Below are 19,935 nucleotides of genomic sequence, written 5' to 3' on the forward strand. Positions count from 1 at the left end.
GGCTCGTCCAGCCGACCAGCCGGACCACCGGTCAGCCGGTGGCGGCCAGCGGCATCAGGTAGACCAGCACGTCGTCCACGCCGTCCAGGCACAGCACGTCGTGCGCCATGTCGTCGTAGAAGCCGCCGATCATCCCCAGCGCCAGCCCCGACGACGCGGCCACCAGCGCCAGGTTCTGCGCCAGGTGCCCCGCCTCGGTGAACGCCAACCGCAGCGCCCGCAGGCCGTAGGCCGCCCGCAGCGCGCCGACCCGCGCGTAGAGCGCCAGCACCGCGGGCGTCGTGGCCGGGTCCACCCGGCCTTCCCCCTCGCCGAACCACATGGAGCTCGCCCGCACGTCGTCCACCGGCGGCGCGGGCGCGACCTGGACCAGGGTCCGCCCCACCTCGTCCACCTCGTACACACCCGGCTCCAGCCCGGTCACCCGCCACGCCACCACCCGCAGCCGCGCGCTGTGCCGAGCCCCCGCGCTCGGGTACGGCCTGCGCCCGTCCGGCAGGGCGCCTTGCGCGGACCACAGCAGGGTCGCCAACCGCGCGGCGTCGAGCGGGCCGGCCAGTTCCGCGCCACGCGCGGTGCGCCGGGTCAGCAACGCGTCGGCCAGACCGCCGGCCACGGGCGCGGCCTCGGGCAGCGGCACGGCCGGCCACCACGGCAGGAGCGGCGACGTGAGGTCGACCTTGCGCGGACCCTGGTCCGGCACGCCGGAGTGGAACTTGCTGGCCGCCAGGTAACGCCGGTCGGCCGCCGCGGCGCCGTCCTCGTGGAACGGGGTCGGCCCGTCCGGGGCCTCGGCCGTCATCGCCACCAGCCGGCAGACCGCGCGCTCCTCCTCCGGGTCGAGGCCGAGCCGGTTGCACAGCATGTGCAGCTGCGAGGCCCAGGCGTAACGCGGCAGGTCCGCCGCCCGCACCTGGTCCACCCAGTACGCCACCGCACCCGTCGCGTGCGATTCGAGCCGGTCCCACCGGGCCGCCAGGTGCGTCGCGCGCGCCTCGTGCAGCTTCCGCGCGGCGACGTGGGAGCCGAGCGCGGGCGGTGCGACGGGTTCGCGCGCCTGCCGCCACCCCGTCGCCAGGGAACGCAGCCACGACGCCGCCTCCACCCGGCCCAGCCCCAGCGCGATCGTCGTGGCCATCACCAGCTCCACGGCCGCGGTGAACCGCGACCCCGCCGACCGCAGCACGGCCACCGCCACCTCGGTGCTGCGGCAGAACACGTCCTCGGCCACGGGCAACGCCGCCGGCCCGCCGTACCGCTCCACCTCCGGCTCGTACCGCGTCTCCCGGACGTCACCGTGCGGCAGCCAGTCGGGGCCCGCCTCCAGCACCGGGTGATCGGCCTGCGCCACCAGCGCGCGCACCCGGTCGGCCAGGTCGACGGTCGCGTCACGCGCCCGGACGCGCAGGTGCGGCCCCTCCTCCCAGTACCGCACGTAGAACCAGTCGCCGACCCGTCCCGCCGCGCGGTGCCCGTCCAGCTCCGGCGCGAGGACGCCGGCGATGAACGCGTCGACGTCCTCGACCGCCCACGACAGCCGCACGTGCAGGCTGGTCCAGGTCATCGCGCCTCCAGCGGGGTGAGGTCGTAGGTGAAGCCCGCGCCGCGCGAGCGCCCGGCGAGCAGCAGGTAGAGCAGCACGTGCGACGCGGGCGCGCCGACCAGGGCCTCCAGCGGACCGTCGTCGGTGCTGCGCGCCGGCCGGCAGAACGCCCCGCCGGACGCCGCGGCCGTGCACACGTGCTGCGCCGTCGCACCGGCCGCGCGCAGCAGGGCGCGGTAGCCGTCCGGTCCGTCGGACGCCACCGCGGCGGCCGGGTCGCCGGTCGTCACCAGCGCGAGGTTCATCGAGGCGACGTCGATCGTCCCGGGCGGGTGGCCGAACACCGGCCGCAACCCGGCCACCGCCGGTCCGGGCGACACCAGCCGCAGCCCGCCGGTCACGTCGTACCAGCCGTCGGCGACGCCCTCGACGTTGCGCACGGCCAGCCGGTGCCGCAGGTCGTCGCGCACGGGCGAGCCGGCCGGTGGGTCGGTGACGGCCTCGACCACGGCGTCCAGCACGCGGGCGGGCAACGGCCGGGGATCGGCCGCGATGCCGCGCGGACCCACCCCCGAACCGCGACGCGGAACGGGACCCGGGCCGGGTGCTGGACCCCCGTCGAACGCCACGGTGACCGTCAGCCCGGCGACGCTCGCCGCCATCCCGAGCCGTGCCGCGTGCTCGACCAGCGCCGCCGCGACGTGCCCCACCTCCAACTCCGTGAGCACGTCGCCGAAGTCGCGGTAACCGGGGGAGAGGCGGTCGCGCCGGCGGACCAGTTCGACCCGCACCGGCCCGTCGACCACCGGCGTCCCGTCGCCGACCAGCGCCCGCCGCACCGGGTCGAGCGTCCACCGACCGCCCACCACCAGGTCGACGGTGGCGGCGGCCCGTGCCGACGGGTACGCCCGGTGGTCGTTGTACTGGTTCCACGGCTCCCACCGCAGCGGTGTCGCCACCTCGGTCAGCAGCCGTGCCAACGCCGCGCCGAAACGTCCCCGCAAGGCCGTCAGCGGCACGCGCGGCCCCTGCGGAGCCGCCGTGCGCGGCGACGTCCCGGGCTCGACCACCCGCCCCGGACCGTGGGTGTACGCGGCGAGCAGCGCGTCGGCGTTCACGGGAACGGGTGGGGCAGCGGGGCGCCGGCGAGCCGCAACCTCGGCAGGCCGTGCGTGCGCCGGTTCAGCTCGCCGAACGTCATCGGCACGGCGCCCGGCACGATCACCTTCGCCGAGTGCAGCCCGAGCCGGTCGCGCACCACCGGGTCGCTCTGGTCGACCGCGATCACCTCCAGGTCCAGCGCCGCCCACTCGCGCACGTAGTGCTCCAGCAATGCGTCCAGGTCGTCCAGCGGCACGTCCGGCACCGCCAGGTCCACCTCCGGTCCGGGCACCAGGAAGTCGTACCGCTCGACGGCCTCCGCCAACCCGTTGACGTTGACGTGGTCGTCCATGCTCCGGATCCGCCGCGGCTCGCGCAGCAGCCCTCGCAGCCGATCCACGTCGTAGTCGCCGGGCTCGACGCGGTAGCGCTTCGCACCCGCCTCCACGTCCATCGCCACCTCGGCCGCCGCCGACCACATCGCCGAGACCGGGTCGAGCCCGGCCCCCGCCGCGAAGAACGCGTGGGGGTGCCGGGGGGAACGCGCCAGTGACAGCACCGACGGCACGCCCAGGTCGTTGGTGGCGTCGTAGAGCTCCAGCCGGTAGCCGAGCTGTTCCAGCCGGTCCGCGATGTGCGCGGTGGAGTCGTCGCGCACCCGCAGGCTCCGCAACGGCGTCCGCTGGTACCAGGCCATCAGGAACGCGTCCCGCTCGGCGACCTCGAACAACCCGTACAGCACCGCCTCGGTGAGGCTGTTGCCGGTGCCGCACCCGTTGGACGTCTCGTCCAGGAACCGCGCGCCCTCGCCGAGACCCCAGTAGGCCACGTGCTCGGGCACGGCGATCGGCCGCCCGCGGGTGTACGACCAGCCGTGCACCCACCGGGTCCGCACGTCCGGGTGGTACGGCACGACGTGCGGCGACTCGTGGTCGGGCAGGCCGAGTCGGGTGGGGTCGAGCGCGCGCTCGCCCAGCTCGGCGTACGAAGCCTCCAGGACCGTGGTGACGCGCCGGGGCCGCAGGCCCGCGTGCCGTTCCACCGCTTCGTACAGCGCGACCCGTTCGGCCTCGGCGTAGTCGGTGGTGCGACCGAACCCGGCCTGCCCGCCGCCCAGCTCGGCGCTCACCGCCGCCACGGTCAGGTCGCCGATGCGGTGCATCCCGCCGACGGGGCCGTGCCTGAGGTCGAACAGCTCGCGGCGCAGCGCGTCGCCCTCGGTGAGCGGGTTCGGCCCCCGCACGGTGCCGGGCACGACCGGGACGGGCCGACGCACCACTGTCTCCGGGCCGTCCTCGGGCACGGGGCCGCACGTCGCGCAGCCGCCGGACCGGGGCCGGACCCGGTGCTCGCCCACGGTCGCCAGATCGGTCCGCACCGCCAGCACCTTGTCGCGGTGGGCCTCCGGATCGGCCAGCACGCGCTCGACCAGCACCTCGATCAACGGGCGCAGCGCCGAGGACGCCAGGCCACCCACCCTCATCCGCCGATCGCCACGCGGCACGGACGCGCCGAGCGTGGCCAGCCGCGCGTCCTCGGCGCAGCTCACGCACACGCCGTCGGACACCGGCCCGATCAGCACCAACGCGCCGTCGAACCGCACCGGCAGCACCGGCCCGTCCGCGCCGACGCCGACCAGGTCGCCGATCGCGTAGTCGGTCAGCTCCACCACCCGCACGGTCACCGTCCCGCCTCCGACACCGCGAACGCCACCAGTCCGGCGGCTTCCAGCACCGGACCGAGGTGCACCGGCTCGACGTCCGCCCCGAGCCCCCGCAGGTCCTCTTGGAACGCCTCCTCGCCGGCACGCAGCCCGTACGGCCAGTGCCAGTCCCGGTTCGTCCACGGCGCGGCGGCGCCGTCGGGCTCGGCGAACGGCGCCGCGCCGCACAGCACGACGGTCTCGGCGACCCCGGCCTGCGCCCGCCCGGCGGCGGCCATCGCGGCGAACGCCACGGCGTCCGCCGGTTCGGCCTCGACCGCCCAGGACAGCTCCGCACCGTCGGCCCGCACCACCGCGCGGACCACGCGTGGACCGAGCCTGGTCACCTCGACCTCGGCGGGCAGGGCGAACCGGAGCGCCACGGCCTTCCACCAACGCCGGGCGGTCGGGTCGGCGGCCCACTCGTCCTCGCCGACCGGCGTGCCCGCCAGGGGCCGCACGGCCGTGCGCAAGGCCAGGCCGAGCGCGTGCACCCGGTCCGCGCCGAGCGCCGCACCGTCCGGCGCGAGCGCACGCGCGGCGCGGAGCAGGGCGTCGAGCCGGGAGGCGTGCTCGGTGGCGCCGAAACCGACCACGTCACCGGACGCGGCCAGCTTGACCGGCAGCTGCGGCAGCTCGCCGGGCAACGGGGTGGGCACCGGCCCCAGCTCCCGGTCACCCAGGACGTCCAGCACCGCGCCGCCGGGCTCCCGCGGCCGGACCTCGGACAGCCACGGGTGGTACTCGGCGTGCAGCGGGTCGACCCGCGCGACCAGGACGGCCTGGTGCGGCGGCCCGGTCGGCGGCACGTCGCTCCACATGTCCACCACCTCGGTGGACGGGTCCGGCAGACCGCCCAACGCGCACACGAGCCGGTGCGCCGCGGCCGATCCGACCAGCGCGGCCAACACCTCCGGCGGTGCGCCCGGCGCGCCGGCCAACCGCCGCGCCACCGCCGCCGCGTCGGCCTCCACGTCCGCGACCGCGCCCGGCGCGACCACGAACCCGACGTCGGCGGCACACCCGGCGGCCACCGCGTGGGTGTCGACGGCCAGGAGCAGCCCGGCGCCGGGCCGGATCGGCGCGACCGCGACCCCCGCGGCGACCAGCGCGCGGTGCGCGTGAGCGGCCAGAGCTCCGTCACCGGTCACGGTGACGGTGGCCGACCGGAGCCGCCGCCACGCCTGCACCGGCGCCGGCGCGACGGCTTCCAGCCAGGTCGCGATGTCCTCGGGCGGGGCGTCCCCACCCCAGTGGGCGGGCACCTCCACCAGCATGTCGTGCTCGTGCAGTTGGCCGATGAGCAGCTCCAACGCGCGCGCCACGGCCGGCGGCGCGTTCTCCGGCACCGCCAGCTGCGCCGGCGGCACGCCCTGGGCCAGCGGACCGGCCAAGCGCTCCCAGATCGTCCACAGGCCCTTGCCGCCGTCGAGGGAGAAGCTGGAGCGCCACCCCCGCACGTGCAGGCCGGTAGCGGTCGGCGTCGCGTGCACGATCGGCCGCAGCCGCACCAAGTTCCCGCTCATCGGGCCACCTTCGTCATCTGGGCCACGTGCTCGGACCAGCCGATCCCGGTGATCCGCTGCACGGCCCGCACGACCAGACCGGCCGCCAGGTAGCGCTCGGCGGGGGTCACGTCGCACACGGCCAGCAACTGGTAGAGCATGTTGGTGCCGAAGCGGTACACGGTCACGGGCCGCTGGTAGTCGGGGTGGTCGAAGTCGACCTCCCGCAACCGGTCGTGGTAGTCGCTGATCCGGTCGGCGTGGTCGCGGTGCCAGCGCCGGATCGCCTCGTCCTCGCCCATCTCCAGGGCGCGCTCGCCGAGGTGCGCCGAGTACTCGGTGGGCAGTTCGCCCCGGTCGTACACCTCCTCGACCACCGCGCGCGTGCCGTCCGTCCACGCCACCCACGGCGTCGCGACCGAACCCTCGGCCACCCCGCGCACGGTCTCCACCACGTTCTCGGCGTTGCGCTCCCACACGCCGTCGAACCGGCCGCGCAGCACGCCGTCGGGATCGCTGTGCAGCAGGAAGCTCTCCAGGTGCGACAGGAACGAGTGGTAGCCGTTGACCAGCCCCGCCGGGAACCGGCTCGCGTGCGCCGTCATCGCCACCACCGCCAGCCGCACGCGCGACTGGCTCGTGCCGTCCGCGGCCACGGCGTCGCGGATCGCGGGCACGCCGAGCCGCAGGCACCGGGTGCGCAGGTCGACCAGCACGTCGGAGACCAGCAGCTCCCGCAGGGCGGTGAGGTCCGTCGGCTCGACGACGACGGTGTTGTCCGGGTGGATCGGCTCGTACGGCGGTGGCACGAGCTCGGCGATCCCGTTCTGCCTGGCCTGGGCGAGCAGCACGGCGACGTCCAGGTCCACGGTGGAGGGACGGGTGGCGAGGTGGGCGCGCAGGCGGGTCGCGAGCTGTTCGGCGACCTCCGGCGGTCCGTCCAGCCGCACCCGCACGTGCGGCCCGTGCAACCAGTGCCGCTCCACGTGCCCGGTCGCGCCGGAGCGCTCCGCCTCGGCGAGCGCGGGCAGCACGGCCTCGCGGAGCAACGGCGCCTTCACCGGGTTGTGGTAGTAGCAGACGACGTCGGTCACGAGGCCCTCCAGTACGTTTCCGCGATCAGTTCGACCACCCGGCCGCCGTCGGCGCCGGGCACGGGCAGCGCCTCGGTCAGCCGCACGCCGTCCGGGAACCGCGCCAGGAGGCGTGGCAGGCAGCGCAGGTGCAGCGGGTCGCCCAGGTCGGCGTACTGCGGTTTGCCCGCCGTGAGCGCGTGCCGGTAGGCGTCGGCCGACATCGGGGCCCGGTCCGGCCCGACGAAGACGTGCTCCGGCAGGCCGTGCCGGGCGCGCAACCGGGCGACGTCGAGCGCCGCCCGTTCCTCCGCCCCGATCGACGGCGGCGCGGTGAAGTCCCAGGAGCGGCGCGCCAGCACCACGTCCCCGTAGGTCAGGCGACCACGAGCGGTCACCCCGTCGTCGGTGGTGGTGGCGGTGCGCAGCCCGTCGAGGTCGACCCACCCGCAGGCGAGGTCGGAGTACAGCGGCACCTGCCGGTCCGGCAGCGCCAGCGGGATCAGGAAACCCAGGTACAGCACGTCGAGCGGGACGCCGCGGTGCGTCAGCCGGACCTCGTCGGTCGCGGGGTCGTGCCGCACGTCCAGATCGTCCGCCGCCAGGTCGGCCCACCGGGCGTCCTCGCCGACCTCGCGCGCCCCGAGCAACGGGTGCAGGTTGGCGTTGAAGCCCTGCACCGGGCGGAACTGCACGGGGTTCGTGGTGTGGCGGCGCACCTGGTGGGTCACCGCGTCGCGCGCGCCGGGCAGCAGGTCGAGGAAGCGGCTGGTGAACTTGCCGAACCCGGCGTAGACGCGGTTGACCACGAGCCGGCCGTCGTGGGTCGGCTGGGCGAAGAAGCCGTACGAGCCCGTGCGGCGGGTCGCCCACGCGGGCAGCAGGTGGGCGGCGGAGGCCAGCACGTCGTCGGTGACCACGCCGTCGTGGATCTGCCCGGCCAGCTTGTCCCGGGTCTCGATGACGGCGCGCACGTCCGGGTCGGCCAGGCCGTCGACGTCCATGGACTCCTGCCACGCCTGCGACAGCGTGCCGGAGCAGTCGGCGAGGGTCGCGACACCGCCCACGCCGAACCGCGCCACGAACCTGGTCCGGATCAGCCGGCGCAGCAGCACGTGCTGGTCGAACGCCACCAGCAGCGGGGTCAGCCGGGGCAGCGCGGGCGCGGCGCCGGGCGGCACCGGCACCGGTTCGGGCAGCACCACGTCCTCGACCACCGGCGTCACGCCGGTCAGGTCCGCGCCGACCCGCTCGCCGAGGTCGCGCCACCCGGTGGAGAGCTCCGCGAGCACGGCGGCGCGGCGCGGCGGGTCGGCGGCGGCGAACGCGGCGGTGGTCGCGGCCAGCGCGGTCAGCCGACGGGCGGTGCCACCGTCGGTCGGGGCCAGCCAGGAGGCCAGCGCGCCCACCGCGTCCGGGTCCTGCGGGTGGATCGGGGAGACCGGCACCAGCAGCCCCAGCTCCAGGGTCTTCGCCACGAACCCGCGGGCCGTGCGGTCCGCGTCCGGGGTGGTCAGCTTCGCCGCCAGCGCCGCGGCGATCCGGTCCGGCGCCAGCCCTCCCGGGCCGGCCTCGCGCACGACCTCGACCACGAACCGCAAGGGCCGGGTCGCCGCGACGTCGACCTCCTCCTCGCGGACCACCGCCGCCCGTCCGACACCCTCGACGGGCACGTCCCGCCGGAACAGCAGGCGGCCGTCGCGTTCGCGCAGGGCCGGCGCGAGCCGGTGCGGCAGCCTCGGCCCCAGCGCGTCGACCAGCCTCGTCACGAGCAGGCGGTGCGCCGCCGGGTGCGACACCGGCTCCGCCGCCGGCCACGGGCCGTCGCCCCACACGCCCCAGCCGACGTGCGTGTACCAGGACAGGGGACTGGTCTTGGACGTCGCGCGCAACGCGTACCGCAGCACGGTCGGCTCCGCCTTGCGCGCCTTGCGGTCGGGCTCACCGCCACCGCGCGCGGTGCGGTCCAAGCCGTGCAGCAGGTCCGGGCCGGTCAGCGCGCTCGCCCGGCGCAGCGCGTCGCTCGCGCACACCTCCGCGAGCCATCCGCGGGCCGCGGCCAGGTCGTGCGGCCACGCCGCCAGCGCCGCGTCCACCGCGCGTGCCCGCTCCTCGTGCGCCGCGAGCCACTGCGCCAACCGCGGCACCCTGGCCGGCAAGGCGCCCAGGTCCGCCGGACGCGGGACGCGGCCGTTGTGCACGTCGCGGCGCAACGGCAGCACGACCGCGCGGTGGAACGCGGGGGAGTGGCCGTCGGCGCTGTCGTGCAGCGCGTCGGCGAGGTCCGGCGCCAGCGCGGCGATCCGGATCTCGGCCGCGACGACCGCGTCCAGGCTCGCCCGGAAGTCCGACCCGGCCGGCCGGGGGTGCGGCAGCGCGGCCACCCGGACCAACGCGTACGGCGCGAGTTCGGTGGTGGTGCGGTCACTGGCCATCCGGTGCTCCTGTGGTGTGGGCCGGGAGCGCCCGCGAGCGGACGCCCCCGGCTCCGGCTCGACTCAGCCCAGCGTCGGCAGCGTCGGCAGTTGGGGCTGCTGACAGCAGCAGCACGAGGTGCTGCTGCACGAGCACGCCGCCGCCGAGGCGCCGGTCTCCGGGAGCGCGACGGCGTCACGCATCGCGGTGACGGCCAGGTCGCCGAGGTCGAGTTCCGAGTCGTCGAAAGTCAGGTCCATCGGTCACGTCCTTTCTGGAGGAGTGCGGTGGCGCCGGTCGGCGCGCGCCGCGTCGGTCGACCCGCACCGGGATCGTCCCCGGCCCCGCCGTGCCGACCGGACCGCCGCGCGCGTGGCGTTGCGGTACTCCGAATCGGGATCCGGTGGGGCCATCGGGTGCCCTCTCCGCGGTGCGGGCGCCGCGCCGCACGCTTTCACCTGCCGGTATACGTCCGGTATGTATTGCGGTGACCGATGGATCCAGCCGTGCGGCTCCCCGTCGCGCACCGGTGGCCGACCTACCGTGTGCGGTGACCGATGGGGGTTCGAAGTGGGGAGATTCGGGGTGTCGACCTGTTCGACGTCACGTGTGCGGCGGGAGATCGTCATCGAGCTGTTGGCCGGGCCCGCGGTGTGCGGTCCGGAGAAGACCGGGGTCGTGCCGGGAGGGGTGAAGTCGCGGACGTTGCTGGCCGCGCTGGCGCTGGACGCGGGTTCGGCCGTGTCGACCGAACGCCTGATGGACTACTTGTGGGAACGGGAGCCGCCGCGCAGCGCGCTCAAGAACCTCCAGCTGTACGCGTCACGGCTGCGCCGCTGCCTGGACGCCGCGAACGCGGGCTTCTCGCGCCTGCTGGTCCACGTCGGCCACGGCTACCGGCTGGACGTGCCGCCCGAGGCGGTGGACGTGCTGAGCGCGGGCGGGCTGCTCCGCTGCGGCGTGGACCGCCTGCGGCGGGGTGATCCGCACGGCGCGGTCGCCTCGCTGACCGCCGCGCTGACGGGGTGGCCGGTGGACGGGCTGGTCGGGCTGGTGCCGTCCGGTCCGGCCACGGCGGTGGCGGCGTTGTGGCGGGAACGCCGGATCGCGGCCGTGGAGCACCTGGCGACCGCCAAGGTCGAGCTCGGCGCGTGGGAGGAGGCGGCCGACATCCTCGCGCCGCACGCGTCCGCCCACCCGACCCGGGAGTCGTCGCAGGTGCTGCTGATGCGCGCGCTGGCCCACCTGGGCGACCGCGTGGGCGCGATCGACACCTACCGCCGGTTGTGGCGGGTGCTGGACGCGGACCTGGGCATCCGGCCCGGCCGCGAGGCGCGGGCGGTGTTCGAGGGGTTGCTCACCAACGTCTGACGCCGGCCGCCCCCGGCCGCTCGGTGATGGCGCCGGTGATCGTCTCCTTGATGGCGAGCGCGGCGCCGGACCGGGCCCACTCGCTGAAGTCGAACGGCCGCACGTCCAGCTCGATCAGGTCCGGGTCGTCCTCGTAGGTGTCCTCGATCCCGTCGTGCACCAGCGGGGACGACACCTCGTACAGCGGCAGGCCGTCGCCGGTGAGCAGCACCTTCTGCGGGTCGATGACGTTGGCGACGGTGCCGATGAGCACGCCGAGCGCGTAGCCGGCCTCGTCGAACACCTGCCGGGCCTGCGGGTCGCCGGCGCGGACCCGGTCCAGGGCCTCCTCGTAGGTCGGGTGGCCGGTCAGCCGGCGCAGCAGGACGTGCGTCATCAGGTAGCTGGAGATGCAGCCGCGCCGGCCGCAGCCGCACTGCGGGCCGTTGGCGTCGACGAGGGTGTGGCTGAAGTGGGGCGGCAGGCCGTGCGAGCCCGCCACGAGCGTGCCGCCCACGATCAACCCGGTGCCGACGCCCGCGCCGACGGTGATCACCGCCAGCGACCGCAGCCCCGCGCCGGGACCGAACCAGTGCTCGGCGGCGGTGAGCGCCTGCACGTCGTTGTCCACGGCGGTGGGCACGCGGGTCGCCCCGGTCACCGCCGCCTTGAGCGGGACGTCGACCCAGCGCAGGAACTCGTCACGGGCCACCACGCCGTCGAGCACGACCCCGCCCAGCGTCACGCCGATGCCGGTGACGCCCGGGAACCGGCGCGCGACGGCGGCGATCTGGGCGACGACCTCGTCCGGGTCGCCGGAGCGCAACGGCTCGTCGGCCGTCGCGACGGGGGTGGCGGTCAGGTCGGTGACCGTGGCGAAGAGCCGTTCGGCGGTCAGCTTCACGCCGAGGAACCGGTGGGCCGCGCCGCGCACGTGCAGCATCTCCGACGGACGGCCGGCCGAGGCGCGCGGTCTGGTGTCGCCCTCGACCAGGAGTCCTTGCGCCACCAACGACTTCGTCACCCTGGTGAGGGTCGGCCGGGACAGGCGCAGGCGGGCGGCGATCTCGGCCCGGGACAGCGGGCCGTGGATCAGCGCCTCCAGCAGGACGTCGCGCGCGACCTCGGAGAGCTTCGGCCAGGAGGAGGTGATGAGGCGGGTGGCGGCGTCGGAGGTCACCGCTCGAACATAGCGGCGATGTGGGATCGCTCCCAGAGGTCGACCCATCGGACGATCACCCAGCGCGATGTTGCGCAACTCGGATCTTGACGCCCGGACGGCCTTGACCGTAGCGTGGGCGTATAAGTTCCGTTCGGAAACTAATGGTGTGCCCTTCAGGTGTCACTGAGCGAGAGCTTTTCTGGGAGCGCTCCCAGGATTGTTGGAGCCGGTAGGGACGTCGACTCAATGAGGTGTCGAGAAGCCATGAGAAGCAGAATCGCCGTCATCGGTGCCGCGCTGTCCATCGTCGCGGGCTTGAGCGCGACGGCCCTGTCGCAGGCGCGGGAAGAGCCACGAGCCGCCGCGGTGGGCTTGCACGTCAGCGGCACGAAGATCGTCGAGGCCGACGGGCGGCCGTTCGTGATGCGCGGCGTCAACCACCCGCACGTCTGGTACACCGGTCGGACGAACTCGTTCGCCGACGTGAAGGCGTTGGGCGCGAACACGGTCCGGGTCGTCCTGGGCACCGGCAAGCGGTGGGGGCCGTCCACGGACACCGCCGCCGTCATCGACCTGTGCAAGCGCAACCGGATGATCTGCGTGCTGGAGGTGCACGACACCACCGGGTACGGCGAGGAGGCCGCGGCGGCGTCGCTGGACGAGGCGGCGAACTACTGGATCAGCCAGAAGAACGTCCTGGTCGGCCAAGAGGACTACGTCGTCGTCAACATCGGCAACGAGCCGATCGGCAACGTCGACGCCGCCCAGTGGACCGACGCGACCGCCAACGCCATCAAGAAGCTGCGCGCCAACGGTTTCCAGCACCTGCTGATGGTGGACGGGCCGAACTGGGGCCAGGACTGGCAGCACGTGATGCGGGACAACGCGCAGAAGGTCCTCGACGCCGACAGCGCGCGCAACACGGTGCTGTCCATCCACATGTACTCGGTGTACAACACCCCTTCCAGCATCACCGACTACCTCGACCGCTTCCAGACCAACGGGTGGCCGCTGGTGATCGGCGAGTTCGGCTGGCGGTTCGCCTCCGGCGAGGTCGACCACGAGACGATCCTGAGCGAGGCGGGCAAGCGCGGCCTGGGCTACCTGGCCTGGTCGTGGAGCGGCAACAGCGACCCGATCCTGGACATGGCCCTCGACTTCGACCCCGCCCGGCTCACCACCTGGGGCGAGCGCATCTTCAACGGGGCCAACGGCATCAAGTCCACCGCCGTGGAAGCGTCCATCTTCGGCGGCACCCAGCCGACGAGCACCACTACCACCACCACCACCACGACCACGACCACGACGACCAGGCCCGGTGGCGGACTCGCCTGCACCGCCGGGTACACGGTCACCAACCGGTGGCCGGGCGGCTTCCAGGCCGAGGTCAGGGTCACCGCGGGCGCGTCGGCGATCAAGGGCTGGACCGTCACCTGGACGTTCGCCGACGGGCAGGCCGTCACCAACGCCTGGAACGCGGTGGTCACCAGCAGCGGGTCGACCGTGACGGCGCGCAACGCGAGCTACAACGGCGGTCTCGGCGCGGGAGCCGGCACCTCGTTCGGGTTCACGGCGTCGTCGGGCAGCGCGAACAACGCCCCGACGGCGTCCTGCGTCGCGAGCTGACCGGCTCCACCGGTGCGCGGACGTGCGGGCGTCCGCGCACCGGTGGCCTACTCGAACCGGATCGACTCCGCCCGGGGGTACTTCCGGCCGGGCGACGGCACCGGCGAACCGGTGAACGACACCGGTGTGCCGGTGGGCAGCATGGCGAGGCCCGTGGGCAGGTCGTCGCGGGAGGCGTACCACGACCCGCCGCGACTGTCGGTGATGAACCCGTGCGGCTGCCCGGGCTTCCACCCGGTCACCGTGCCGCGACGGCGACCGCGAGGCGTGCCGGCGGGCGAGGCCACCACCTCGGTGGAGCGCACGAACGGACGGCTCAACGGGTAGCCGAGGCGGTCGGCGGGCGCGAACAGGTCGTCGAACGCGGGCGTCAGGGTCGCCGCCGCCCGCAGCGGCGCGGCCGTGCGCGGCGTCCAGGCGGGTTGCAGCTCCGGCGCCGACCGGTCGTCCACCACGGGCACCACCACGTTGACGCCGCGACCGGTCAGCCGGGTGGCCAGCGGCGTGAAGTCGGCGTCGCCGGTGATCAGCACGACCCACTGCAGCGGCACGGTGGTCGCGAGCTCCCACACCTCGAGTGCGAAGTGGACGTCGACGCCCTTCTCCTTGCCGCCGTGCAGCGGCAGGTCGTGCCGGGTGACCCCGGCGGCGGCCAACGCCGCATCGAACGACGCCGCCGGTGTCTCGATGCGCCCGCGCACGTAGTGCGCCTCGTGGACCACGCAGTCGTCGAGGGGGACCCCCGTCCGGGTGTGCAGGTGCCAGCGCACGGCGTCGTGCAAGCCGTCCAGCGAGATCCGCGCCCGACGCGGATGGGCGGTGGCGTAGAAGTCGCTCAGGTAGGCGAACCACGTCCCGTCGTAGAACACCCCGATGCGCACGATCTCCCCTGCTGGTTGGGCCGTCACCCGAAGGGATACACCATGGCGACGACCACACCGGAACCCGACCCCGCCGCGGCGGGGGAGCCCGCGCCCCGGTCAACGGCTCGCGGGCCCGGCCTGTGCCTCGATCCGGTGGACGGTGCGGGCGGTGACCGCGCCCAGCTTGTCCGGGTTGGCCACGTTGTGGATGGCGGTGATGCGGCCGTCCTGCGCCAGGTCGAAGGTGACGGTCGCGACCACCCGGCCGCCGCCGCTGAACACGATCCCCGTGCCACCGTTGAGCTCCACCACCTCGGCGGTCATGTCGGCGGGCAGGACCCCCTGGTACGGGCGGGCCGCGATGCCGGCGAACCAGGTCGCCACCCGGTCCCGGCCGATGACCGGGCGCAGCGCCTGCCTCACCTTGCCGCCGCCGTCGGTCCACAACGTCACGTCGGGCGCCAGCAGGTCCATGAGGGTGTTGATGTCCCCGCCGGTCGCGGCGGCGAAGAACGTGTCCGCCACCTGACGCTGCCGGGCGCGGTCGGCGTGGAAGCGGGGCCGCCGGGCCTGGACGTGCGCCCGCGCCCGGTGGGCCGCCTGCCGCACGGTGTCCTCCGACCGCTCGACCGCGGCGGCGATCTCGGCGTGGCTGAAGCCGAAGGCCTCCTTCAGCACGAACACCGCGCGCTCCAACGGGCTCAACGTCTCCAGCACCACCAGCAGGGCCATCGACACCGACTCCGCGGCGTCGGTGTCGTGGGCGTCGGTGAGGATCGGCTCGGGCAGCCACGGCCCGACGTAGGTCTCCCGCCGCCGGGTGGCCGACCGGAGCCGGTCCACCGCCAGGTTCGACGCGATCCGCACCAGGTACGCCTTGGGGTCGGCCACCCGCGAGCGGTCGGCGGCGGACCACTTGAGCCACGCGTCCTGCACCGCGTCCTCGGCGTCGGCGGCGGTGCCCAGGACGCGGTAGGCGACCGAGAACAGCAGGTTCCGGTGCTCGTGGAACACCTGCTCCGCGGTCACCCGCTCCCCGGTCATCGGGTGTGCCGGCCGCCGCGCGGCCACACCGAACCGAGCGCGGGGAACCGGGCGATCCGGCCGAACGTCGGCCACGGGGCGCTGGTCACCGCCTCCTTGTACCAGACGGCCCGGCGACCGCTCAGGAAGATCGGCCGCGGGCTGCCGTCCGGCTTGGTGAACTGCACCACCGCGTCGTGGCGGCCCAGGCTGATCGGCGTGTGGTAGTAGCCGAACCGGAACGGCTCGGGCTGCTCGCCCCGCAACTCGCGCGCGAGCGAGGCGGCGACGTGCCCGCCGGTCGGCATACCGCTCTGGCAGGTGCCGTGCAGCGGCCCGAACCCCTGCTCGACCGCCGCCGCGTCGCCGATCGCGTAGACCTCCGGGTGCGTCACCGACCGCAGCGCCCGGTCGGTGACGACGCGGCCCCGGCCGTCCACCTCGAACCCGGCGACGGCCGCCAACGGCGGCACCCGCACCCCGCTCGTCCACAGCACGGCGTCGGCCGCGATGCCCTCGCCGTCGGCCGGCTCCACCGAGTCCGGCAGCACCTTGACGATCTCGGCGCCGGCGCGGACCGCGACGCCGAGCCGGTCGAGCGCGGCGCGCAGGTACGCCTTGGCCTTCGGGCCCAGGCCGGCCCCCGGCTCCTCGCGGCCGGCCAGCACGACGTCCAGGTGGGGGTGCTGCTCGGCGATCTCGGCGGCGGCCTCGACACCGGTCAACCCGCTGCCGCACACGACGACGGCGCCCTCGAGGCCGTCCAGTCGCCGGGCCAGCGACCCGGCGTCGTGCGCGCTGTCGAGCGTGTACGCGTGGTCCTCGACGCCGGGCACCGCGGTGGTGTCGGCGACCGCGCCCAGCGCGTAGACCAGGCGGTCGTACTCGATCACCCGCTCGTCGTCCACGCGCACGGTCCGCGCCGCCGCGTCGACGCCGGTGACCCAGCCGGCGACGAACTCCACGCCCGTGCCCGTCAGCAGTTCCGGGATTCGCAGGTCGGCGACCTCCTCGCCCGACGCGACCTGGTGCAGCCGCAGCCGCTCGGTGAACCGGTCGGTGGCGTTGACGAGCGTGATGCGGACGTCGTCACGGCCCTTGGTCCGACCGGCCAGGCCGACCGCCGCCATCATGCCCGCGTAGCCGGCCCCGATGATCACGATCTTGTTCATGGCGCGCCCTCTTCCCCGTGCTCCTCGAACTGACGACCACCAGACGAGGCGGGTCGATCGGAACGTGAAGCGAAGTGGCGCAGGTCATAGTCCGGTGGGGTGACCGCGATGCCCGTCAGCGCGCGCACAGGATCGCGATCCCCACAGGTCCCGGTCCGGCGACATCAGGGGTGACGCGGAGATCCTCGACCGGTCGCGTCCCCTACGGGCTGATCCGAGTGGTGTCGACCACCGCCGGCCGTGACCCGGCCGTCACGGTCGGCGGTGTCCGGACCTCGGCTCACGGGCTGACGCAGGTCAGCTCGCCCGGCGGGTTGGCGTTCGGCCCGTTGGCCACGTAGCCGAACGTGGTCGACGCGCTGCTGCCCAGCGAGCCGTTGTACGGCGCGTTGCGCACCGACACGGCTCCGCTGGTCCCGGTGCTCACCCCGCCCCAGAGGCTGTTGACGGTGTGGCCGGACGGGAGGGTCAGGCGGACCGTCCACCCGTTGAGCGCCGCGGTGGAGGTGTTGGCCACCTTCACCTCGGCCTGGTAACCGCCGCCCCACGCGTTGACCACGCGGTAGGTCGCGGTGCACGCCCCACCGCCAGGCTGGCTCGTGGTGGTGGTGGTCGTCGTAGTTGTCGTGGTAGTTGTCGTGGTCGTGCCGGGGTCGTCGACGCTGCCGGGGACGGACAGCAGCGCGTTGTGCCAGGCGGTGGCCATCTTCGAGTAGCCACCGGCGTTGGGGTGCACGCCGTCGGCGAGGTCGGCGGTGGTCAGCGCGCGGTACATGTCGACCAGGTGCACCTTCTTGCCCGCGTTGGCCCTGCTCTGCACCATCGGGGGGATCGTGGCGTTGAACGCCCGGACGGTCGCGTCGCCGGACGACAGGGGCACGATCGTCGCGACGAACAGCTCCGCGTTCGGCGCCAGCGCGGTGATCCGGTCGACCAGGGTGGCGAGGCGTTGGGGCGCGCCGCCCGGGTCGCCGCCGTACATGTCGTTGGTGCCGATGTGCAGCAGGATGGTGCGCGGGGTGTAGGTGCGCAGCCAGGTGGTGATGTTGCTGTCGACCTGGGCGATGGTCCAGCCCGAGTGGCCTTCGTGGTTGCGGTCGCCGAGGTTGGTCGGGCCGTTGGTCATCGACCCGACGAAGTCGACCGTGCGGCCACCGGCGACGAGCTTCTGCCACAGGTCGACGCGGTAGCCGCCGGGGACGTTGAAGCCGTCGGTGATCGAGTCGCCGAGCGGCATGACCTTCACGCCGCTGTCGGCCTGCGCGGTGCCGACGGCGAGCACCGCGCCGGCCACCAGGGTGAGCGCGGCGGCGGCGCTCGCGAGCAGGTGCCTTCGTTTCATGGACCGGACCTCCGGGGAAGGTGAGCTCGGTGGGTGGGTCGGCGGCGTTCGTCAGGCGGCAACGCGGTCCTGCCCGGTGCGGGCGAACGACGGCGGTTCGCCGATGTCGCCGGTCTGGTGGGCGGCCTCGAAACGTTCCGGAGTGTGCGTCGGGACAATTCCGTTTGGCAAGGCAATCGAGACGCGGCCACGACCGGTCGCCGTGCGTCGCGTGCAGCCGATTGCCGGTGTGCCGCCACTGCGCCGCCCGACCCGGCGGGCGCTCGGTCGAATGCCCGATCGATTCGGTGAACTGCGCGATCGTCCACCCGCCCACGCCTCGAAAACGTTGCGGTGGACCGAGTGCGGCGCGGTCACGCGACCGTGCGCTGAGCCGTTCGGGCTAGCCGGGGGCTTTCGGCCGGGCCGCGAGATCGACGTCTCGTTTCGGGATTTTCAGCTCAATGGCCGATGGCACGGCCCGACTTGAGCCACCAGGGCGCGATCTGGCGCGGCCGCAGGGTGATGGCGTCGCAGATCAGCGTGACCGCGTCGGCTCCGACGAGTCCGGTGTAGACGCTCGTGGTGGCGACGCCCCGGCCTTTCCGGGCCAGGCCGCGGAACCAGGTGTCGAACGCGGCCTTCGACGCGCGGTGGCCGCCCCAGCGGGCCGGCAGGGGCAGGCGGAGGTGCGCGGGGGAGACGTTGATCAGGTGGGCCGAGCCGTCGGTCCCCAGCGCGGGGAGCAGGCCCCGGATGAGCGTCGTCGGGCCGGTGTAGTGGGTGTCGATCGGGTACGGGGGGTCCCGGCGGGACGGCTGCCTCGGCGGCGTGCCGGCGGTGTGGATCACGATGTCGAGGCGGTCGTGCTCGTCGAGCAGCCGTTCGGCGAGCACGCGCATGGCGGCGGGCGTCGCCGGGTCGGCCCGGTAGACCGACACCTCGCCGGTGGGCCGGTGGGCGGGGTGGGTGGCGACGAGGACCCGCGCGCCCGCACGGGTCAGGTGACGCGCCGCGGCGTCGGTGGCGCCGCAGGACGTCCCGGTGAACAGGATCGTCCTGCCGGACACGGCGTGCCGGAGCCGGGCGTCGTTCACGCGCGGCCTTCCGCGGGTGACTCGACCGGGCTCACGTCGCGCGCGCCGCCGTCGGGCACCCACGCCAGCGCCAGCGCGCCCCCGGCGACGGCGAGCAGGAAGCCGAGCAGGAACCCGCCGAGGTTGGCGCCCACCAGGCTGAGCAGGCCGGCGATGAGGGCGGCCACGCCGGCGAAGTGCCTGCGGGCCGGGTCGAGCAGCAGGGTCGCGCCCGCGACGACCAGCACGCCGCCGAGCAGCCAGCTCCCCGGCGCGCCGGCGCCGGCGAAGCGCAGCGCGCCGGGCACGGCGCCGACCACGAGGACCAGTTCCAGCCCGGCGGCGGTGGTGAGCAGGCCGGCGACGAACGGGCAGGAGCGCCGGAAGCGGGTGACGCGGCCGTTCACCGGCCCTCTCCGTCCGGTGTGGACGAACAGCCCTCGTCGCCGGTGTGGTAGCCCAGGTCGAGGTCCGCGATCGTGAACGTGCCGGCGGTGACCGCGCCCGCGGTGATCTCGAGGTCGGTGAGCGTGGTCCGGCCCGCCTGGTAGCCCGGCGTGCCGCCCGCGTCCGCCAGCGGTCCGAGCAGGAGCTGGCCCACGTCCAGGCCGCCGGTGATGGCGCGCACCTCCAGCACCAGGTCCGTCGTGCGCACGTGCGGCGCCCGCAGCACGGTCGTCACGCGCCCCACCACCGGCAGGTCGGCCGTCATCGACTGGCACAGCCCGGACAGCTCGGCGGTGGGCAGCCGCGCCAGCAGGGTGGGCAGGCCCGGGTCGCCGGCCGAGGGGCCGGGCACGATGAGCAACCCGTCGGACTCCACCCGGTCCACCGTCACGGTGAAGGGACTGCCGCTGGTGAACGACACCCCGATCACGCCCTCGGCGATGCCGCCGAGGACCACCGCGCAGGCGACCACCGTCGGCACGAGCACGGCGGCCAACCTCGGCCAACTCGTGCGACCCGTCGGACGATCACGCTGTTCCATCGACACTCCTCGGCT

17 protein-coding genes are annotated in these 19,935 nt (G+C 74.6%); 2 read left to right on the plus strand and 15 right to left on the minus strand.

Features of this window, described 5'->3' with window-relative positions:
- Positions 1-31 precede the first annotated feature (31 nt).
- From ACQPYE_RS15610 to ACQPYE_RS15640, 7 genes are all read right to left on the minus strand, one after another.
- On the minus strand, positions 32-1,564 hold the full coding sequence (locus tag ACQPYE_RS15610) for a thiopeptide-type bacteriocin biosynthesis protein (RefSeq protein ID WP_498721965.1): 1,533 nt from the start codon (positions 1,562-1,564) through the stop codon (positions 32-34).
- On the minus strand, positions 1,561-2,661 hold the full coding sequence (locus tag ACQPYE_RS15615; RefSeq protein WP_498721966.1) for a hypothetical protein: 1,101 nt from the start codon (positions 2,659-2,661) through the stop codon (positions 1,561-1,563). Before ACQPYE_RS15615 ends, ACQPYE_RS15610 begins: the two co-directional genes overlap by 4 nt.
- The gene (locus ACQPYE_RS15620) at positions 2,658-4,328 is read right to left on the minus strand and encodes a TOMM precursor leader peptide-binding protein (RefSeq protein WP_498721968.1); all 1,671 of its coding nucleotides are present in this window, start codon (positions 4,326-4,328) and stop codon (positions 2,658-2,660) included. Before ACQPYE_RS15620 ends, ACQPYE_RS15615 begins: the two co-directional genes overlap by 4 nt.
- Positions 4,325-5,872, minus strand: a complete 1,548-nt coding sequence (locus ACQPYE_RS15625) for a hypothetical protein (protein WP_498721969.1) — start codon at positions 5,870-5,872, stop codon at positions 4,325-4,327. The genes ACQPYE_RS15620 and ACQPYE_RS15625 overlap by 4 nt, the downstream gene beginning before the upstream one ends.
- Positions 5,869-6,945 carry a lantibiotic dehydratase C-terminal domain-containing protein gene (locus ACQPYE_RS15630; protein WP_498721970.1) on the minus strand — a complete coding sequence of 359 codons (1,077 nt, stop codon included), beginning with the start codon at positions 6,943-6,945 and terminating at the stop codon, positions 5,869-5,871. The genes ACQPYE_RS15625 and ACQPYE_RS15630 overlap by 4 nt, the downstream gene beginning before the upstream one ends.
- A complete protein-coding gene (locus tag ACQPYE_RS15635; protein WP_498721973.1) occupies positions 6,942-9,359 on the minus strand; it encodes a lantibiotic dehydratase in 2,418 nt (805 codons plus the stop codon). The genes ACQPYE_RS15630 and ACQPYE_RS15635 overlap by 4 nt, the downstream gene beginning before the upstream one ends.
- A gap of 63 nt (positions 9,360-9,422) precedes the next feature.
- The gene (locus ACQPYE_RS15640) at positions 9,423-9,599 is read right to left on the minus strand and encodes a thiazolylpeptide-type bacteriocin (protein WP_498721974.1); all 177 of its coding nucleotides are present in this window, start codon (positions 9,597-9,599) and stop codon (positions 9,423-9,425) included.
- Between the two features lie 325 nt (positions 9,600-9,924).
- Between ACQPYE_RS15640 and ACQPYE_RS15645 the strand changes: the two genes are divergently transcribed.
- Complete coding sequence (locus ACQPYE_RS15645; protein ID WP_498721976.1) at positions 9,925-10,710, plus strand: AfsR/SARP family transcriptional regulator; 786 nt, start codon at positions 9,925-9,927, stop codon at positions 10,708-10,710.
- On the opposite strand, the gene ACQPYE_RS15650 is transcribed toward ACQPYE_RS15645, so the two are convergent.
- The gene (locus ACQPYE_RS15650; protein ID WP_498721978.1) at positions 10,697-11,869 is read right to left on the minus strand and encodes an ROK family transcriptional regulator; all 1,173 of its coding nucleotides are present in this window, start codon (positions 11,867-11,869) and stop codon (positions 10,697-10,699) included. The genes ACQPYE_RS15645 and ACQPYE_RS15650 overlap by 14 nt on opposite strands.
- A 246-nt stretch (positions 11,870-12,115) precedes the next feature.
- On the opposite strand from ACQPYE_RS15650, the gene ACQPYE_RS15655 reads away from it, so the two are divergent.
- Positions 12,116-13,477, plus strand: a complete 1,362-nt coding sequence (locus ACQPYE_RS15655) for a cellulase family glycosylhydrolase (RefSeq protein WP_498721979.1) — start codon at positions 12,116-12,118, stop codon at positions 13,475-13,477.
- 47 nt (positions 13,478-13,524) lie between these two features.
- On the opposite strand, the gene ACQPYE_RS15660 is transcribed toward ACQPYE_RS15655, so the two are convergent.
- From ACQPYE_RS15660 to ACQPYE_RS15690, 7 genes are all read right to left on the minus strand, one after another.
- Positions 13,525-14,385: an NYN domain-containing protein gene (locus tag ACQPYE_RS15660; protein ID WP_498721981.1), complete on the minus strand. Its 861-nt coding sequence runs from the start codon at positions 14,383-14,385 to the stop codon at positions 13,525-13,527.
- Between the two features lie 72 nt (positions 14,386-14,457).
- Positions 14,458-15,384, minus strand: coding sequence for an RNA polymerase sigma-70 factor (locus tag ACQPYE_RS15665; protein WP_498721984.1), 927 nt, complete (start codon positions 15,382-15,384; stop codon positions 14,458-14,460).
- Positions 15,381-16,535, minus strand: coding sequence for an NAD(P)/FAD-dependent oxidoreductase (locus ACQPYE_RS15670; protein WP_498721985.1), 1,155 nt, complete (start codon positions 16,533-16,535; stop codon positions 15,381-15,383). Before ACQPYE_RS15670 ends, ACQPYE_RS15665 begins: the two co-directional genes overlap by 4 nt.
- 280 nt (positions 16,536-16,815) lie before the next feature.
- Complete coding sequence (locus tag ACQPYE_RS15675) at positions 16,816-17,877, minus strand: cellulose binding domain-containing protein (RefSeq protein ID WP_498721988.1); 1,062 nt, start codon at positions 17,875-17,877, stop codon at positions 16,816-16,818.
- 440 nt (positions 17,878-18,317) lie between these two features.
- Entirely contained in the window at positions 18,318-18,953 is a 636-nt protein-coding gene (locus ACQPYE_RS15680; RefSeq protein ID WP_498721990.1) for an SDR family NAD(P)-dependent oxidoreductase, read from the minus strand.
- Positions 18,950-19,339 (minus strand): DUF6114 domain-containing protein, encoded by a 390-nt coding sequence (locus ACQPYE_RS15685; protein ID WP_498721991.1) that lies wholly within the window; start codon positions 19,337-19,339, stop codon positions 18,950-18,952. Before ACQPYE_RS15685 ends, ACQPYE_RS15680 begins: the two co-directional genes overlap by 4 nt.
- On the minus strand, positions 19,336-19,920 hold the full coding sequence (locus ACQPYE_RS15690) for a DUF6230 family protein (RefSeq protein ID WP_498721993.1): 585 nt from the start codon (positions 19,918-19,920) through the stop codon (positions 19,336-19,338). The genes ACQPYE_RS15685 and ACQPYE_RS15690 overlap by 4 nt, the downstream gene beginning before the upstream one ends.
- Positions 19,921-19,935 lie beyond the last annotated feature (15 nt).

Source organism: Actinosynnema sp. CA-299493 (assembly GCF_050946825.1).
In the GTDB taxonomy this organism is placed as follows: Bacteria; Actinomycetota; Actinomycetes; order Mycobacteriales; family Pseudonocardiaceae; genus Actinosynnema.

Coding starts and splice junctions, on each gene's coding strand:
- ACQPYE_RS15640 (WP_498721974.1), bottom strand. CDS start 9,599: ATGGACCTGACTTTCGACGACTCGGAACTCGACCTCGGCGACCTGGCC.
- ACQPYE_RS15690 (WP_498721993.1), bottom strand. CDS start 19,920: ATGGAACAGCGTGATCGTCCGACGGGTCGCACGAGTTGGCCGAGGTTG.
- ACQPYE_RS15670 (WP_498721985.1), bottom strand. CDS start 16,535: ATGAACAAGATCGTGATCATCGGGGCCGGCTACGCGGGCATGATGGCG.
- ACQPYE_RS15655 (WP_498721979.1), top strand. CDS start 12,116: ATGAGAAGCAGAATCGCCGTCATCGGTGCCGCGCTGTCCATCGTCGCG.
- ACQPYE_RS15610 (WP_498721965.1), bottom strand. CDS start 1,564: ATGACCTGGACCAGCCTGCACGTGCGGCTGTCGTGGGCGGTCGAGGAC.
- ACQPYE_RS15675 (WP_498721988.1), bottom strand. CDS start 17,877: ATGAAACGAAGGCACCTGCTCGCGAGCGCCGCCGCCGCGCTCACCCTG.
- ACQPYE_RS15665 (WP_498721984.1), bottom strand. CDS start 15,384: ATGACCGGGGAGCGGGTGACCGCGGAGCAGGTGTTCCACGAGCACCGG.
- ACQPYE_RS15635 (WP_498721973.1), bottom strand. CDS start 9,359: ATGGCCAGTGACCGCACCACCACCGAACTCGCGCCGTACGCGTTGGTC.
- ACQPYE_RS15625 (WP_498721969.1), bottom strand. CDS start 5,872: ATGAGCGGGAACTTGGTGCGGCTGCGGCCGATCGTGCACGCGACGCCG.